This window comes from Pseudoduganella aquatica (assembly GCF_020865585.1).
In the GTDB taxonomy this organism is placed as follows: Bacteria; Pseudomonadota; Gammaproteobacteria; order Burkholderiales; family Burkholderiaceae_D; genus Rugamonas; species Rugamonas aquatica_A.
The window spans coordinates 4,919,169-4,931,615 of record NZ_CP086370.1 but is presented as its reverse complement, the minus strand read 5'-3'; the positions used below and the strand labels follow the sequence as shown (position 1 = coordinate 4,931,615).

Annotated in this window: 10 protein-coding genes and 1 pseudogene; 8 read left to right on the top strand and 3 right to left on the bottom strand. The window is 67.2% G+C overall.

The features are described from left to right. Nucleotides 1-5 precede the first annotated feature (5 nt). From KT882_RS21890 to KT882_RS21860, 7 genes are read left to right on the top strand one after another with little or no spacing between them, the layout of a single operon-like run. On the top strand, nucleotides 6-986 hold the full coding sequence (locus tag KT882_RS21890; protein ID WP_161075712.1) for a quinone oxidoreductase family protein: 981 nt from the start codon (nucleotides 6-8) through the stop codon (nucleotides 984-986). Nucleotides 987-995: 9 nt separating this feature from the next. Next, nucleotides 996-1,844, top strand: coding sequence for a TauD/TfdA dioxygenase family protein (locus tag KT882_RS21885; protein WP_161075710.1), 849 nt, complete (start codon nucleotides 996-998; stop codon nucleotides 1,842-1,844). Between the two features lie 20 nt (nucleotides 1,845-1,864). Continuing rightward, the gene (locus KT882_RS21880) at nucleotides 1,865-2,917 is read left to right on the top strand and encodes a BKACE family enzyme (RefSeq protein WP_161075709.1); all 1,053 of its coding nucleotides are present in this window, start codon (nucleotides 1,865-1,867) and stop codon (nucleotides 2,915-2,917) included. A gap of 10 nt (nucleotides 2,918-2,927) precedes the next feature. Continuing rightward, nucleotides 2,928-4,256 (top strand): MFS transporter, encoded by a 1,329-nt coding sequence (locus KT882_RS21875; RefSeq protein WP_407682019.1) that lies wholly within the window; start codon nucleotides 2,928-2,930, stop codon nucleotides 4,254-4,256. Then, on the top strand, nucleotides 4,253-4,879 hold the full coding sequence (locus KT882_RS21870) for a DsbA family protein (RefSeq protein ID WP_161075631.1): 627 nt from the start codon (nucleotides 4,253-4,255) through the stop codon (nucleotides 4,877-4,879). Before KT882_RS21875 ends, KT882_RS21870 begins: the two co-directional genes overlap by 4 nt. Beyond that, nucleotides 4,876-5,196, top strand: coding sequence for a Rieske (2Fe-2S) protein (locus tag KT882_RS21865; protein WP_161075632.1), 321 nt, complete (start codon nucleotides 4,876-4,878; stop codon nucleotides 5,194-5,196). Before KT882_RS21870 ends, KT882_RS21865 begins: the two co-directional genes overlap by 4 nt. 1 nt (nucleotide 5,197) lies before the next feature. Continuing rightward, on the top strand, nucleotides 5,198-6,223 hold the full coding sequence (locus KT882_RS21860; protein ID WP_228893316.1) for a YeiH family protein: 1,026 nt from the start codon (nucleotides 5,198-5,200) through the stop codon (nucleotides 6,221-6,223). 20 nt (nucleotides 6,224-6,243) lie between these two features. Here the strand turns inward: KT882_RS21860 and KT882_RS30940 are convergent, their stop codons facing one another. Continuing rightward, nucleotides 6,244-6,534, bottom strand: coding sequence for a helix-turn-helix domain-containing protein (locus KT882_RS30940; protein WP_407682056.1), 291 nt, complete (start codon nucleotides 6,532-6,534; stop codon nucleotides 6,244-6,246). Between the two features lie 132 nt (nucleotides 6,535-6,666). Beyond that, a pseudogene (locus KT882_RS30935) lies at nucleotides 6,667-7,263 on the bottom strand (AraC family transcriptional regulator); the annotation flags it as partial. 175 nt (nucleotides 7,264-7,438) lie between these two features. Between KT882_RS30935 and KT882_RS21850 the strand changes: the two are divergent. After that, a complete protein-coding gene (locus KT882_RS21850; protein ID WP_228893315.1) occupies nucleotides 7,439-10,135 on the top strand; it encodes an InlB B-repeat-containing protein in 2,697 nt (898 codons plus the stop codon). Here KT882_RS21850 and KT882_RS21845 read toward each other — a convergent pair. After that, entirely contained in the window at nucleotides 10,107-12,143 is a 2,037-nt protein-coding gene (locus KT882_RS21845; RefSeq protein WP_228893314.1) for a response regulator, read from the bottom strand. The two genes, KT882_RS21850 and KT882_RS21845, sit on opposite strands and share 29 nt — an antisense overlap. Between the last annotated feature and the right edge of the window lie 304 nt (nucleotides 12,144-12,447).

Sequence of the window (12,447 nt, the reverse complement as noted above, 5' to 3'; positions counted from 1 at the left end):
AGATGATGGCAAAAGCAGTGCGATTCAACACCGTAGGCGGACCCGAAGTGCTGTACCTGGAGGACGTCGATGTGGGCGCGCCGGGTGCGGGCCAGGTGCGGGTGCGCCATGTGGCCGTCGGCATCAACTACGCCGACACCTACTTCCGCAACGGCACCTACCCGATCGCGCTGCCGAACGGCATTGGCGTCGAGGCTTCCGGCGTGGTGGTGGAGGTGGGCGAGGGCGTGAGCGGCTACGCGCTGGGCGACCGCGTCACCTACACCGGCTTCCTGAACACGCTGGGCGCCTACAGCACCGAGCGCGTGATTGCCGCCGCCGCGCTGATCAAGCTGCCCGAGACCATCGCCTTCGAGACCGCCGCCGCCATGACCATGCGCGGCCTGACATCGGCCTACCTGCTGCGCCGCCTGCACGCCTTCCAGCCCGGCGACAGCATTCTGCTGCACGCGGCCGCCGGCGGGGTGGGGCTGATCGTGTCGCAATGGGCCAAGCTGCTGGGCCTGACCGTGATCGGCACCGTGTCCACGCCGGAAAAAGCCGGGATCGCGCGCGCCCACGGCTGCGACCACGTGATCAACTACAGCAGCGAGGACGTGGCTCCGCGCGTGCGCGAGCTGACCGGCGGGCGCGGCGTGGACGTGGTGTTCGACAGCGTGGGCAAGAACACCTTCATGTCCTCGCTCGATTCGCTGCGCAAGCGCGGCCTGATGGTGTGCGTGGGCACCGCCTCCGGCGGCGTGCCGCCCTTCGATCCGGTGCTGCTGGCCATGAAGGGTTCGCTGATGCTGACCCGTCCCGCTCTGGCCGACTTCATCGCCGACCCGGCCGAGAAGGCGGCGCTGGCGGCCGAAGTGTTCGAGCACGTGGGCAGCGGCCGCATCCGCATCGGCATCAACCAGCACTACACGCTGGAGCAGGCGGCCCAGGCGCACCGCGACCTGGAAGCGCGCAAGACCACCGGCTCGTCCATCTTCGTCATCTAGGGAGCGGCCATGCGTATCGAGCAACTGACTTGCGCACTGGGCGCCGAACTGCTGGATGTGAAGCTGGCCGACGCCATCCATGACGACGGCCTGTTCGCCGCCATCCGCAGCGCCCTGCTGTCCCACCGCGTGCTGTTCCTGCGCGGCCAGGACCTCACGCGCGCCGAGCACGTGGCCTTCGCGCGCCGCTTCGGCGAGCTGGAAGACCATCCGGTGGCCGGCAGCGACCCGGACCACCCCGGCCTGGTGCGCATCTACAAGACACCGGACCAGCCGGCGGACCGCTACGAGAACGCCTGGCACGCGGACGCCACCTGGCGCGCCGCGCCGCAGTTCGGCGCGGTGCTGCGCTGCGTGGAATGCCCGCCGGTGGGCGGCGACACCATGTGGGCCAATATGGTGCTGGCCTACGACAAGCTGCCCGAGGACGTGAAGGCCAAAATTGAGGGCCTGCGCGCGCGCCACAGCATCGAGGCCAGCTTCGGCGCCGCCATGCCCATCGAGAAGCGGCTGGCGCTGAAGGCGCAGTTCCCGGACGCCGAGCACCCGGTGGTGCGCATCCATCCGGAGACCGGCGAGAAGATCCTGTTCGTGAACGCCTTCGCCACCCATTTCACCAACTACCACACGCCGGCGCGGGTGCGCTTCGGCCAGGACGCCAGCCCCGGCGCCAGCGAACTGCTGAACTACCTGATACGCCAGGCGCAGATCCCCGAGTTCCAGGTGCGCTGGCGCTGGCGGCCGGACAGCGTGGCGATCTGGGACAACCGTTCAACCCAGCACTACGCCGTGATGGACTACCCGGCCTGCCACCGCAAGATGGAACGGGCCGGCATCATCGGCGACATCCCTTACTAAAAACTATACAGGAGCACTGCATGCAATTCCTCGACGATTCCCTGCACCCCGAGAACCAGGACAAAGTAGTCATCACCACCGCGCCATACGGCCCGGAATGGGCGCCGGAGGACTTCCCGGAAGATATCCCGGTGACGATGGAGGAGCAGATCCAGAAGGCCGTCGACTGCTACAACGCCGGCGCCACCGTGCTGCACCTGCACGTGCGCGAGCTGGATGGCAAGGGCAGCAAGCGCCTGTCCAAGTTCAACGAGCTGATTGCCGGCGTGCGCGCCCGCGTGCCGGACATGATCATCCAGGTCGGCGGCTCGATCTCCTTCGCGCCGGAGGATGACGGCCAGGCCGCCAAGTGGCTGTCCGACGACACCCGCCACATGCTGGCCGAGCTGGACCCCAAGCCGGACCAGGTGACCGTGGCCATCAACACCACGCAGATGAACATCATGGAGCTGCTGTATCCGGAATACCTGCAGGGCACGTCGCTGGCTTCGCCCATGATGCACGCGGCCTACAGCGAGATGACGGTGCCGGCCGGTCCGGCCTGGGTGGCCGAGCACCTCAAGCGCCTGCAGGCGTCCGGCATCCAGCCGCACTTCCAGCTGACCGGCATGCACGCGCTGGAAACGCTGGACCGCCTGGTGCGCAAGGGCGTCTACACCGGCCCGCTGAACCTGACCTGGATAGGCATAGGCGGCGGCTTCGACGGCCCGAACCCGTTCAACTTCATGGACTTCATCCGCCGCGCGCCGGAAGGCGCTTGCATCACGGCGGAGTCGCTGCTGAAGAACGTGCTGCCGTTTAATATGATGGCCATGGCCATGGGCTTCCACCCGCGCTGCGGCACCGAGGACACGCTGATCGGCCAGCTGGGCCAGCGCATGACGTCGGTGCAGCAGATCGAGCAGTGCGTGCGCGTGGCGAATGAGCTGGGCCGCGACATTGCCAGCGGCAAGGAAGCGCGCGCCATCTACCGCATTGGCGTGCAGTACAAGGACGCGGAGGAGACCCTGCGCATGAACGGCATGGCGCCGAACCGGCTGCCTGGCCAGAAGAACGTGCCGCTGCGCACCTGAGGAGAACGCCGTGGCTCTCGCCCCTCCCATTGAAGACGGCGGCCCTGCCGACGATCCCGCCGTCCCGCGCGGCTACGCGTGGATCGTGTTTGCGCTGTCGTTCGGCTTGCTGATTTCGGACTATATGTCGCGCCAGGTGCTCAACGCCGTGTTCCCGCTGCTGAAGGCGGAATGGGCGCTGAGCGACGCCCGGCTCGGCATGCTCTCCGGCGTGGTGGCGCTGATGGTGGGCCTGCTCACCTTCCCGCTGTCGCTGCTGGCCGACCGTTGGGGCAGGGTGCGCAGCCTGGCCCTGATGGCCGTGCTGTGGAGCCTGGCCACGCTGGGCTGCGGCCTGGCGCAAAACTACGGCCAGATGTTCGCCGCGCGCTTCCTGGTGGGCGTGGGCGAGGCGGCCTATGGCAGCGTGGGCATCGCCGTGGTGCTGTCGGTGTTCCCCAAGCATATGCGCGCCACGCTGACCGGCGCCTTCATGGCGGGCGGCATGTTCGGCTCGGTGCTGGGCATGGCGCTGGGCGGCTCCATCGCGGCCCACCTGGGCTGGCGCTGGGCCTTTGGCGGCATGGCGCTGTTCGGGCTGATGCTGGCGCTGCTGTACCCGGTGGTGGTGCGCGAGAAGCGCATTGCGCCGCAAGGGCAGGCCGGCGCGGGCGGCGCCGTGCGCATGCCGCTGTCCAGCCTGTGCGGCAGCTGGTCGGTGCGCGCAGCTTATGTGGGCAGCGGCTTGCAGCTGTTTGTCGGCGGCGCCTTCATCGTCTGGATGCCCAGCTTTATGAACCGCTATTACGCCATGGACGCCGGCCGGGCGGGCGCCGTGGCGGCGGTGGTGGTGCTGGCCAGCGGCGCCGGCATGATCTTGTGCGGCATGCTGAGCGACCGCCTGTGCCGCAACGCGCCGCCGATGAAGATCAAGCTGGCCATGGCCTACTGCCTGGCAAGCTGCGGCCTGCTGTCGCTGGGCTTCGCGCTGGCGCCGGGTGCGGTCCAGCTGGCGCTGGTGGCGGCGGGCATGTTCCTGGCGGCCGGCACCACCGGGCCGGCCGGCGCCATGGTGGCCAATCTGACCCACCGCTCGGTGCACGGCACCGCTTTCGCCACGCTCACGCTGGTCAACAACCTGCTGGGCCTGGCCCCCGGCCCTTATCTGACCGGGGTGCTGGCCGACCGCCTGGGCCTGGACGTGGCCTTCCGCCTGGTGCCGCTGGCCAGCCTGGCCGCCGCCGCCGTGTTCTGGAGCATGCTGCGCCACTACAGCGCCGACGTGGACCGCGCCGCGCGCGACGCGGCCGCCGCGCAGGCCGCCGCCGCCGCGCCGGGCGCGGCCGGGGAGGCCGCATGACGCGCCGTTTGCGTATCGCCATGGGCTTCGACTTCGTCTGCCCGTGGTGCCTGATTGGCCTGCGCCAGCTGCGCCAGGCCATCGCCATGCTGCGCGCCGAGGCGCCGGACGTGGAGGTCGAGTGCGACTGGCTTGGCGTGCAGCTGCTGCCGCAGGTCCCGGCGGACGGCCTGCCTTTCCACGAGTTTTATCTGCGCCGCCTGGGTGGCGAGGCAGCGCTGGCGCAGCGCCAGGCCATGGTGCGGGCGGCAGCCGAAGCGGCCGGCGCGCGCATCAATTTCGCCGCGCTGCACACCATGCCCAACACGGCCGACGCGCACCGCCTGCTGCAGCTGGCCGCCGGACTGGGCGACGCCGCGCAGTGCGACAGCCTGCTGGAGAGCCTGCTCACCGGCTACTTCGAGCGCGGCGACGACCTGGGCCGCGAGGCCACGCTGATGGCGCACGCGGTTGCCTGCGGCTACAGCCCGCAGCAGCTGGCGCCGGCCTTGCGGGGCGCCGCCATTCCCTACCAGGGCAGCCCGGCGGCGGGCGTGCCGTACTACACGCTGAACGGCCGCGACATCGGCAGCGGCGCCCGCGCCGCACCGCAATTGCTGGACGCGATGCGGGCGGCGCTGTGACGCGCCGCGTCGAGGTGCCGCAGGAGCGTTTGCCGCCGCCCGGCGGCCGCTCGCTGCTGCACGCCGGCGCGGCCTGCGTGGCGCTGTTCCAGGTCGACGGCCGTTACCACGCCATCGACGACCGCTGCCCGCACCAGGGCGCCTCGCTGGCCGGCGGAAAACTGGAGGGGCGCCTGCTGCAATGCCCCGCGCACGGCCTGCGTTTCGACCTGGCCAGCGGCTGCCTGGCCAACGTGCCCTCGGTGCGCGTGCCGGTTTATCCCATCCACATAGAAGAGGGCCGGGTCTACCTCGACCTGCCCGACCAAGAGACCTGACATGAACACTCTGATTACCGCCGCCGCGCCGCTCTGGCGCGAGCGCCTGCGCACGCTCGGGCCGGGCTTCCTCACCGCCGCCATGGTGGCCGCCGCCGCCAGCTTCCTGTCCGAGCACTACGGCGCGCCCGTGATGCTGTTCGCGCTGCTGCTGGGCATCGCGCTGAACTTCCTGGCCGCCGAGGGGCAGTGCAAGCCCGGTATTGAATTCACCGCGCGCACTGTGCTGCGGGCGGGCGTGGCCCTGCTGGGCCTGCGCATCACGCTGGCGCAGATTGCCGCGCTGGGCTGGAAGCCGGTGGCGCTGGTGGTCGTGGTGGTGTGCGTGACGATCCTGCTGTCGGTGCTGGCGGCCAGGCTGCTGGGCTTCAACAAGCTGTTCGGCTTGCTGACCGGCGGCGCCACCGCCATCTGCGGCGCCTCGGCCGCGCTGGCGCTGGCCGCCTCGCTGCCGGCCCATCCACAGAAGGAGAAGGCCACGCTGTTTACGGTGATCGGCGTGTCCGCGCTGTCCACGCTGGCCATGATCTTGTATCCCATGATCTGCCGCCTGTTCGAGCTGACGCCGCTGCAGGCCGGTGTGTTCCTGGGCGGGACCATCCACGACGTGGCGCAGGTGGTGGGGGCCGGCTACAGCATGTCGCGCGAAACCGGCGACGCGGCCACCGTGGTCAAGCTGATGCGGGTGGCCATGCTGGTGCCGGTCATCCTGTGCGCGGCGCTGGTGGCGCGCGCCCAGGGCGCAGGGGCCGGGGCAGGCGGCGTCCGCCCGCCGCTGCTGCCCGGCTTTGCGGTGGCCTTCTTCGTGCTTGCCTGCGTCAACAGCACCGGCTGGATACCGCCGGCCGTGCAGCAGCTGGGCAATGACTTGTCGCGCTGGTCGCTGGTCATCGCCATCAGCGCGCTGGGCATGAAGACCCAGTTGAAGGAGCTGGCCAGCGTCGGCCTCAAGCCGGTGCTGCTGATGGTGGGCGAGACCGCCTTCCTGGCGGCGCTGGTGATGGTGCTGCTGCGCTGGGGGATGTAGGCAGGGCGGCGCCTGCCCATTTATTGCGGCGGCTGCAAGGGCTTGCCGTGCACGGCGCGCCAGTTGGCCGGCGTGTCGCCGAACTGGGTGGCGAACCAGCGGCTGAAGCTGCTGGCCAGCGAATAGCCCAGCAGATCGCCGATGCGCGCCAGCGAATAGCTGGGATTGTTCATATAGCGCTGCACCAGGTCGCGCCGCACGCCGTTGATCAGATCGCTGAAGTTGACGCCGTCGTCTTCCAGGCGGCGCTGCAGCGTGCGCACATTCATCCCCAGCGCCTGCGCGATCTGCTCGATGGTGGCGCGGCCCATGGGCAGCAGCAGGTAGATCGCCTTGCGCACCTCGAACACCAGCGACGACTCGTGCGCGCCGGGCAGCGTGTCGATGAAGCGCTGCGCGTAGCGCGCCATGGCCGGATCGGCCTTGGGATTGGGCGCGTCGAAGGCGGCGGCCGGACAGGCGATGCCGTTGAACTCGGCGCCGAAATGGATGTCGCAGCCAAACACGCGGCGGTGGATGCGCTGGTCCTGCGGCGCATCGTGCGTGAAGTTGACGCTGACCGGGCGCCATGCCGCCCCCAGCAGGCTGGCGCACAGGCGCGCCATCACGCCCAGGGCCAGCTCGGTGGCCTGGCGGCACGGTGTGGGCGTGTCGGTGACCACCTCTTCGCGGATGATGACCAGCTCGCCCGCCTCCTCGATAAAGATGGCCAGCGCGCGGTTCAGCAGGTGGCGGTACTGCACCGTCATCTGCAGGACGTCGCGCAGGGTGGCCTGGTGGGTCAGCAGCAGGGCGACCGCGCCCAGGTCGGAGAACTGGCGCGATTCGGCCATGCGAAGGCCCAGGGTCTGGCAGCCGCTGCTGGCGGCCGAATGTTCAAGCAATTGCACCGCGCTGAGGACGGGAATGGACTGGTCGGGGTCCTGCAGCATGCTCCTGGTCAGCCCCACTGCGGACAGCTCGGCCTGGGTGTTGATGCCCAGGTGCTGGGCTACTTCCAGATAGTTGGTTAACACGGCTGCGCGAACGAGTGTTGCCATTGCGATTGAGTCTCCTTGTTTATGCCGGCCCAGGCACGCGTTTGGGCAGGAAGCCGCGGCGCTTGGGCGCCGTCTACTTTCAGTAGGCATAATACCGCATGCCGTAGCGCCCGATGTTGCGTGATTTTGTCATTTCACGGCCAGGGCCAAGGCCACTTCGAGAAAGGATACGGAAATGTATATCGCCACAAATTATGCAAGGGCGAATGCTCTCGCCCCGCTGCTGATGGCGGTTTTACTTTTCGCCCTCGCAGCTTGCGGCGGCTGGGCCAGCGCTGCGCCGCCAGCCGTCTACACGGTCTCCTATCATGTGGAGGGTGCGGCCGCCTCCAGCGTCCAGCTTGGCGATGGCGCGCTGCTGAAAGCGCCGGAACGGCCACGCAAGGGCAGCGCCTACTTTGCCGGCTGGTTCGTCACCGGCGAGGGAGAGGGCCACATGTGGGACTTCGCGCACCAGGCGGTGCGGTCCGACGTCGTGCTCAAGGCAAAATTCCTCGACCTTTCCGCCTCCAATGTCGTCGTGGACGCCTACCTCGACGAAGCGCGGCGAACGCCCTTTACCTTCAGGACGCTGCAGGAACTGCAAGCCGCCAATATTCCGGACGGCGCCACCGTCAACTTTGCGCCCGGTGTTTACTGGACCGACGACTACAAGGATCCCGCCGTCGCCAACACGCCGGCGCACCCGGGCTTGATCGGCATTTCATTCCCCCAGTCCGGCTTGACCTTCAAAGGGCTGACCTCCAACGCCGATGATGTGCGCATCGCCGGCAACCGGGGCCAGACCATGGGCGCCGAGGGCAACTGGAATGTGATCGGCATCGGCACGCATTTTTCCGCATACAACCTGACGGTGGCCAACTACGCCACGGTCGACCTGGTCTTCCCGCGCGACCCGTCGCAGAATGTGGCGCGGCGTACCGATGCGCGCGTGCAGGCGCAGACGATCACGGCGGCAGCCGGCGTCCCGTCCCTGGACCGGATGTATTTCGAAAACGTGCGCTTTATCAGCTTCCTGAACCTGACCGCCATCGGTCCGCGCAGGGCCTATTTCAAGAACTCCCATTTCCAGCTGACCGACGACGCCATCGCCGGCGGCGGCATCAACGTCTACGATCACTGCACATTCGACTTTTATGGCAGCCACCCGTCCTACGGCGGCTCATCGGTCCTTGCCGCCTTCCTGCATTCCACCTTCAACTTCCACAACGACAGCCCGGTCTTCTGGTGGTCGAAAAGCGGCGGCGGCTGGGTCATGATCGACAACCAATTTAATGGGCCCAAGGAGGAAATCCGCTGGGAGAACATCCAGCGGCCGGACGTCAAGCACTACGTCCACAACAACCGGTACGCCGACGGCACGCCCGTCGTTTTCGATCCCAGGTTTCCGGACGTGGCCCAAACGCTGACGAATGAGTCGCTGAAAATCTTCAAGATCGGCGAGGAGTACAACGTCTACAACCTGCTCAAGGGCGCTGACGGCTGGAACCCGTCGAAGCAGGCGGCGAGAAACGATACCGCATACAAGTTCACGCTGGCGGCCAGCACCGCAGCCAATGAGACTGTCATTACGCCGGGCTTTGTGCCCGCAGCCGCATACGGCGATGCATCGGTCCGCTACCAGTACGACGCGTCGCTGTTCAGCCCCGCCGCATCGAACAACGGCAAGCTGCACCTGAACGCCAAGCCTAACGTGAGCGGAAAGATTATTGACTCGGCCGTCAAGGCCAGCTTGCCGAACGGCCTGGTGGCGCAGGCCACGCTGCGTATTTATCCGGAGGCCGTCGCTGCTCCGCTGGTCGTGGGCACGCCGTCTATCGCCATAGGCAACAACACCGCCGCCCTGCAAATCGTCTACGACCATCCGGAATTTGCCGACGGCTCGTCCGTCACCTGGTTCAGGGGCCGCGCCCCGGGCGACAAGGCGGTCCAGGTGGCGGTCTCGACGCTGGGCAAGCCCTACAAACACTACCAGCTGTCCGCCGGCGATATCGGCCACTACCTCACCGCCGTGATTATTCCCAAGTACGAGTTCAGCCCGGCTGCCGCCAGTCCGGTCCAGGTGGCCAGCGCAGCTGCTGTCGCCGCTGGGGACGTCGCGCAGCCGTCCGTCATTTCCACCAACTTCGCCAATATCAGCTGGACCGGCCATGCGCTGAACCAGCCCGATGCCTGGTATGCCGACGCCATCAAGCCATCCGATATCGAGCAGGCGTGGGCGCCGTCCGGCGCAGCGCCGTGGCTCTACGCCGTGGGCGACCGGGACGGAGCCGTGGGCGTTGCGGGCCTGCGGACCGCCACGCAGGGCGCCCGCTTGCTCTACCAGCCTCAAGGCGCCTACGCCGACATGACCCTGACGGTGGACCTCACGCCGGAGAAGGCCGCAGGGCAGGGCTTCGGCAGCGCGACCGGCCAGTATTTCGAGGTCTACATCAAATGGGACCCGGCCACGCAGACCGGCTATGCGCTGCGCTTCCAGCGTTTGTCGGCCGACCCTTTAAACGGCGGCAAGCCGATTCCGTCGTCGGGGAATTCGGTGCGGGTGTCGATGATGGAATACGTCAATGGCGCAAGGCGGATCTTCCCGGGCGCCTACGTTGAAAGCTCGGTCTTTATGCCGGGTGCGCGGGCCGTGTTCAAACTGGCCGGCGATGCGCTGTCGGCGGATGTGCTCACGGCATCGCCGCAGACCAGTGCGCAGGCCGGCTTTTCCTTGCCGAAGGAGATACACTTCCAGGCCCATGTGGCAAGCGCCGCCAGCACACTGGGCGGATTCGGTTTCCAGTTCACCGGAACGCCATCCGCAGGGAACAGGATTCAGCTCGAGAAGCTGGAGGTGGTTCTCAAGCCGCGCCAGGCGGCACGGCCGTGATGTGCATGATGTGCTCCTCCACCTGCCGCAGCACGGCTTGCAGCCGCTCCAGGATGGCACGGGCATCCACCAGCTCGCTGGCCGCTTCTTGCGGCGCGAGCTGCTCCAGTTCCTCGCACAAGTCGCCCATGCCGAACGCGCCCACACTGCGGGCTGCCGATTTGATGCGATGGCCCAATTCGCGCACGGCCTGCACGTCGCTGCGTGCCAGCGCCGCCTCCATATCGCGTAGGCCTTCCTGTGAACTGTGCAGGAATTTGACGGCGAATTTGCCTACCTTGTCCGTGTCGCAGTCCAGCAGCGTGGCCAGTACCGACAGGTCGATCACGTCCGGGTCGCCGCCGTAGGTGGCTGCGGCGGCTGTCGGCAGGGGCGCCGGCAACGGCGCTTGCTGCTGCGCGCGCTGCGGCAGCCATTTGGCGATGGTTTGATACAGCAGCGCAGGCTGCACCGGCTTGGGAATGAAGTCGTTCATGCCGGCGTCGAGACAGCGTAGCCGCGCCTCGGTGGTGGCCGTGGCCGTCATGGCCAGCACCGGGATATGGTGCAGTTGCGGCGTGGCGCGGATGCGGCGGGTCGCCTCCAGCCCATCCATCACCGGCATCTGCAAGTCCATCAGCACGCAGTCGAAATCGGTGTTGTGCAGCAGCTCCAGCGCGGCGGCGCCGTTGCCGGCCAGGCCCACGGCTGCTCCCGCTTCCTCCAGCATTTCCTGCGCTATTTGCTGGTTGAAGATATTGTCCTCGACCAGCAGGATGCGGGCCGTCTGCAGCGCCGCCGTGGCCGCCAGGGCCGGCGCGCGGGAATAGGCCAGCAGCGCGCTGGCGGCATCGCTGACCTGGCTGATCAGCGTGGGCAGGGTCTGCGACGATATGCCGAGCCGGGCGGTGAACCAGAACGTGCTGCCGGCGCCGGGCTGGCTGTCCACGCCCACGCTGCCGCCCATCAGCTCCGCCAGTTCCTTGCAGATTGCCAGCCCGAGGCCGGTGCCGCCGTATTCCCGCGTGGTCGACGTGTCGGCCTGCTGGAAGGAGACAAACAACTTGGCCATCTCCGCCTTGGACATGCCTATGCCCTGGTCGCTCACTTCAAACCGCACCAGGCACTCGTCGGCGCCGTCGGCCACCTTGCGCGCGCGCAAGGTGATCCTGCCTTGTTCGCTGAATTTGATGGCGTTGCTGGCGTAGTTGATGAGCACCTGTTTCAGCCGCAGCGGATCGCCCACCAGCACCGGCGGCAAGGCGGGGTCCAGGTCGAACACCAGCTCCAGGCCGCGCGTGGCCGCCTTCGGCGCCACCACCGCCGTCAGCGTTTGCAGCACCTGGCCCAGTGAAAAGTCGGCATGCTGCAGTTCCATCTTGCCGGCCTCGATTTTTGAGATGTCGAGTATGTCGTCGATAATGCCCAGCACATGTTCGCCGGCGAAGCGGATTTTTTCCAGATAGTCGCGCTGGCGCGGGTCCAGTTCGGTTTTCAAGGCCAGATAAGCCATGCCGATCACGCAGTTCAGCGGCGTGCGGATCTCGTGGCTCATATTGGACAGGAACTGGCCCTTGGCCGTGCTGGCCGCCTCGGCGAGCTGCTTGGCCTGCAGCAGCTCCTTGTTTTTGGCCTCGAGCTGTTCCTCGTAGCGCCGCTCGGATGTCACATCGTGGTAAATGGTGACGAAGCCGCTGACGGCGCCGTCCGCGCCGTAGATGGGGCGGCCGATAATATTCAGCACCACGCCGTCCACGCTGGTGCGGGTGAAATTGTGCGGCTCGAACTTCAGGCACAGCGCCACGCGCGCCGCCACCAGTTCCTCGATATCGCCCGGTCCATAGTCGCCGCGCGAGGCAATAAAGCGGAACACGTCGGCCATGGTCACGCCGGGGTGCATCACTTCAAGCGGAAAGCCCTGGGCCTGGCAAAAAGCGGGATTCCAGAAGCGGATGGTCAGGTCGCTGTCCACTATCGTCACGCCGACGGGCATATATTCCAGCGCAGCGGCCAGCCTGGGAAAGTTCAATCTGATGAACTCTTCGCTTTGAACAGTTGCTTGCATAAGCTGATCATCCCGCAGTGTGAAACAAGAGGCGTGTCTCTGAGCCACGCTTGCAGGCTGGCACATCATGCAGAACTCTAACTGATCTCGCGCTTGCTGTCAGGGGGGAGATTTCAGCGGCAGGCCGGCACGGCCTTCCTCATAGCAGGATGTTGTTCTGCGGCGCAGGCAGGGGGGCCAACCCGCTTTCACCAAACATTTCGCGCAGATCGATTTCAGGCTGCCGGCACGTCGGCGCGCCGCTGCGGCGTGCCACTCCCAGCGCCAG